The sequence below is a fragment of the Devosia sp. genome (genome assembly GCF_028290645.1).
Classification (GTDB): domain Bacteria; phylum Pseudomonadota; class Alphaproteobacteria; order Rhizobiales; family Devosiaceae; genus Devosia_A.
Map to the genome: position 1 here is coordinate 1 of NZ_JAQGJL010000329.1, position 3,712 is coordinate 3,712.

A 3,712-nucleotide genomic window follows, 5' to 3' on the forward strand; every position below is an offset into this window, starting at 1 on the left:
GGAGGCGATCGTCTTCAGGATCTGGGAAGCGATCTGGTAGGGGTCGCCCTGCGAGTTCGGGCGGCGATCTTCCAGATAGCCCTTGTAGCCGTTGTTGGCGAAGGAGTGCGGCACCCGGATCGAGGCGCCGCGGTCGGCAATACCGTAGCTGAAGGTGTCGATCGATGCGGTCTCGTGCTTGCCGGTCAGGCGCATGTGGTTGTCGGGGCCGTAGACCGCGATGTGATCGGCGCGGTTGGTCTTGAAGGCCTCCATCAGCTTCTCGAAATATTCCTTGCCGCCAACCTCGCGCATATACTTGGTCGAGAAGTTGGCGTGCATGCCGGAGCCGTTCCAGTCGGTATCGCCGAGCGGTTTGCAGTGGAATTCGATATCGACGCCATACTTTTCGGTCAGGCGCTGCAGCAGGTAGCGGGCCATCCACATTTCGTCAGCGGCCTTCTTGGAGCCTTTGCCGAAGATCTGGAATTCCCACTGGCCCTTCGCCACTTCGGCGTTGATGCCTTCGTGGTTGATGCCGGCTTCGAGGCAGAGGTCGAGATGCTCTTCGACGATCTCGCGGGCGATCGAGCCGACGTTGCTGAAGCCGACGCCGGTGTAGTAGGGGCCCTGCGGAGCCGGATAACCGGCCGCGGGGAAGCCGAGCGGGCGGCCATCTTCATAGAAGAAGTACTCCTGCTCGAAGCCGAACCACGCGCCGGCATCATCCAGAATGGTGGCGCGCTTGTTGGTCGAATGCGGGGTCACGCCATCGGGCATCATGACTTCGCACATCACGAGCGCGCCGTTCTCGCGGGCGCCGTCCGGATAGACGGCAACCGGCTTCAGCACGCAATCGGAGCTGTGGCCTTCGGCCTGCATGGTCGAGGAGCCGTCGAAGCCCCACAGCGGGAGCTGCTCGAGCGTCGGAAATTCATCGAATTCCTTGATCTGCGTTTTGCCACGCAGATTGGGAACCGGCTTGTAGCCGTCGAGCCAAATATACTCGAGCTTATACTTTGTCATGCGGATCTCTCATGAGAGTTGACGATGCGAAGGGTGAAAAACCCTGAGAGCTTGCTGGCGGCCTGACACTACCCCGACCACCAGCGGCCGGTCCTTACCAAGCATTTTATGTGCCAATTTGTCGACTTTATTGCCGGTGAACGGATCCGCGTTCCGGCGTGCCGTCGCGCGCCGTTTTCGGCGCCTCGGAGATGCGCAAGAGACGGAAAAAACCCTGCTAGGCGGCCGCCAGGGCACCGTCAAACGACGATTTTGGCGTCATACTGACGCAGATGCCGTATTGCGGAAAATTTAGGCTGCGCCCGATACGAGCAGAAAAACCGCCTGTGGAACCAGCAGAAATCTGAGGCGTTGGCACTGCAGCATGCGTCCCGGACGAGCACAAAGCGCGGTGCGGATATTGTAGGCATTTCGTGCATTTATGGAGGCAAACCGCGCAAATGGAGTGCAGTGCTGCTATAATGTTTGACTCGTTGAATCAATATCTTGAGAGGAAAAAAAGATGACTACCGACTTGTTCACCGGATCTGCCAAGATCTATCAGTTTCCGATCCGGCCGCGCATTCAAACCGCACTGACACGCAAAGCCGCCGAGATCGCGTCCCCCAGCATTTGCGCCGAAGCGTTCGGCAGCTGGTATCACCAGGAAGCGATCCAGGAAGCCAGCCACGACGTCAAGCCGATCCGCGAGCACTGATGTTGTTCGTGGCCATGAGACGACGGCGCAACCTGCGCACCACCGTTGAGAATGAGGGTCGAAACATTCATGTTTCGGCCCTCCTTCGTTTCAGGCGCTAGACGCCGAAGATCGACCAGCCCATCCGCTTGGTCAACGCTTCCAAGGCGACGCGACCGAGATGCGAGTTGCCGGCCTTGTCGAGGCCCGGCGCCCACACCGCGATGGAGGCTTTGCCGGGTGCCACCGCCAGGATGCCGCCACCGACGCCGCTCTTGCCGGGCAGGCCGACGCGATAGGCGAATTCCCCGGAGCCATCATAGTGGCCGCAGGTCAGCATCAGCGCATTGATGCGCCGTGCCCGCTCCGGTGACACCACTGACAACCCCGTCGACGGATTGCGCCCGGACCAGGCGAGAAAGCGCCCCGCCATGGCCAGCTGACGGCAGGTCATGGCGATGGCACAGTGATGGAAGTAGACGCCGAGGGTGAAGTCGACGGGGTTTTCGACGACGCCGAACGACTTCATGTAATTGGCCAGAGCGGTGTTGCGAAAGCCGGTGCGCTTCTCAGAGGCGGCGACCTTCTCGTCGATCACGATGGACGGATCGCCGGCGAGAAACTGCATGAAGCGCAAAATTTCGCCAATCGCCTCGCGCGGCTGATGGCCCGACAGGATCACGTCGGTGACGGCGATGGCGCCGGCATTGATGAAGGGATTGCGCGGCACGCCGCGTTCGCGCTCAAGCTGGACGATGGAGTTGAACGGGTTGCCCGAGGGCTCGCGGCCGACGTGCCGCCATAGGCGGTCGCCGACCATGCCCAGCGCCAGCGTCAGCGTGAACACTTTCGAGATGCTCTGGATCGAGAACGGCACGTCGGCGTCACCGCCGGTGGCGACGCGACCTTCGGCATCGACCACCACCAGGCCGAAATGCCTGTTGTCGACGCCGGCCAGCTCGGGAATGTAGCTCGCGACCTCGCCGCGGTCGGTGCGTTGTGCCATCTCGGCCGCGATTTCCGAGACGACGCCTTCGAGATCGGCGTGATGGGTGGTCATGGGGACTCGCGCTTCGAGCTCCCCCAGGAATCGCGGGGAGAGCTGAGAGGTGAGGCTTACGCCAGCTTGAGGATCGCCACCGCGAGCACCACCTGCGCCGCGAAGCCGACGAGGAAGGCGGCGGTGCGGAAGATCGGCAGACCGAGAGTGTAGACGATCAGATGGACAACGCGCGACCAGAAATACACGGCGCAGGCCAGCACGGTCGTGGGAGTCGAGATGTCGGCGGCGTTGAGGATCAGCACCAGGGGCGCGAATACGATCAGGTTCTCGACCGCGTTGTCATGCGCGAACAACAGACGGTTGGCCCAATCGGCCAGCGGCTTGTCGGTACGGGACGGGTTGGCCATGGCGCCGGACAGGCCGCGCACCAGGATGCGGTTCAGCACGTAGGGCACCCAGAGCAGGCCGGTGAAAATTACGGTCAGCGTCAGCCAGAACAATTCGCGCGTCATCCGGGTCGTCCTTCTGCAGTTCCGCTGAACGCGGAGCTTGGCGGTTGAATTGATTGTCCGCTCTTGCGGGCGGCCTCTGCCGAACCATAGACGGTTGATGCGACCGCGCCAATGCGGGGCTGTGGACGCATTGTCATTCCGGGATGCGACAGACGGCGAAGCCGGCTGGCTTATGCCGGGAATCCGGAGATGTTTTGAACTTGTCGAGGTTCCCCGCCACTCCAATGGGAGTGGATGTGGTACGCGCGCAGCTGGCGCTGCGCGCACCCCGGAACGACGAGTTCTAAGCCCGCACCCGGACGTAGCTTCCCGGCGCATCTTCAATCGCAGGGAACGCCTCGGTGCCGACCGTGCGGGCGGGGACCTGCTCGCCGTCGATGCCCGCCAGCCATGTCCGCCAGTCCGGCCACCACGAGCCCTTGTGCTCGTGGGCGCCGTTCATCCAGTCCGCGACGGTGGTAGCCGCGGTGCTGTCGTTGGTCCAATACTGGTACTTTCCCGAGGCCGGCGGGTTGA

Annotated in this window: 4 protein-coding genes and 1 pseudogene; 1 reads left to right on the plus strand and 4 read right to left on the minus strand. The window is 62.3% G+C overall.

What is annotated here, in order from left to right; translation table 11 throughout:
• The coding region (locus JWQ89_RS17565; RefSeq protein ID WP_299643066.1) for a glutamine synthetase beta-grasp domain-containing protein at positions 1-1,005 on the minus strand (1,005 nt) is incomplete at its 3' end.
• 502 nt (positions 1,006-1,507) lie between these two features.
• On the opposite strand from JWQ89_RS17565, the gene JWQ89_RS17570 reads away from it, so the two are divergent.
• Positions 1,508-1,702, plus strand: a complete 195-nt coding sequence (locus JWQ89_RS17570; RefSeq protein WP_299643067.1) for a DUF2735 domain-containing protein — start codon at positions 1,508-1,510, stop codon at positions 1,700-1,702.
• Positions 1,703-1,799: 97 nt separating this feature from the next.
• Here the strand turns inward: JWQ89_RS17570 and JWQ89_RS17575 are convergent, their stop codons facing one another.
• From JWQ89_RS17575 to JWQ89_RS17585, 3 genes and pseudogenes are all read right to left on the minus strand, one after another.
• Complete coding sequence (locus JWQ89_RS17575; protein ID WP_299643069.1) at positions 1,800-2,741, minus strand: glutaminase; 942 nt, start codon at positions 2,739-2,741, stop codon at positions 1,800-1,802.
• A gap of 56 nt (positions 2,742-2,797) precedes the next feature.
• Positions 2,798-3,196: an MAPEG family protein gene (locus JWQ89_RS17580; RefSeq protein ID WP_299643071.1), complete on the minus strand. Its 399-nt coding sequence runs from the start codon at positions 3,194-3,196 to the stop codon at positions 2,798-2,800.
• Between the two features lie 283 nt (positions 3,197-3,479).
• Positions 3,480-3,712 (minus strand): annotated as a pseudogene (locus JWQ89_RS17585) (class I poly(R)-hydroxyalkanoic acid synthase); the annotation flags it as partial.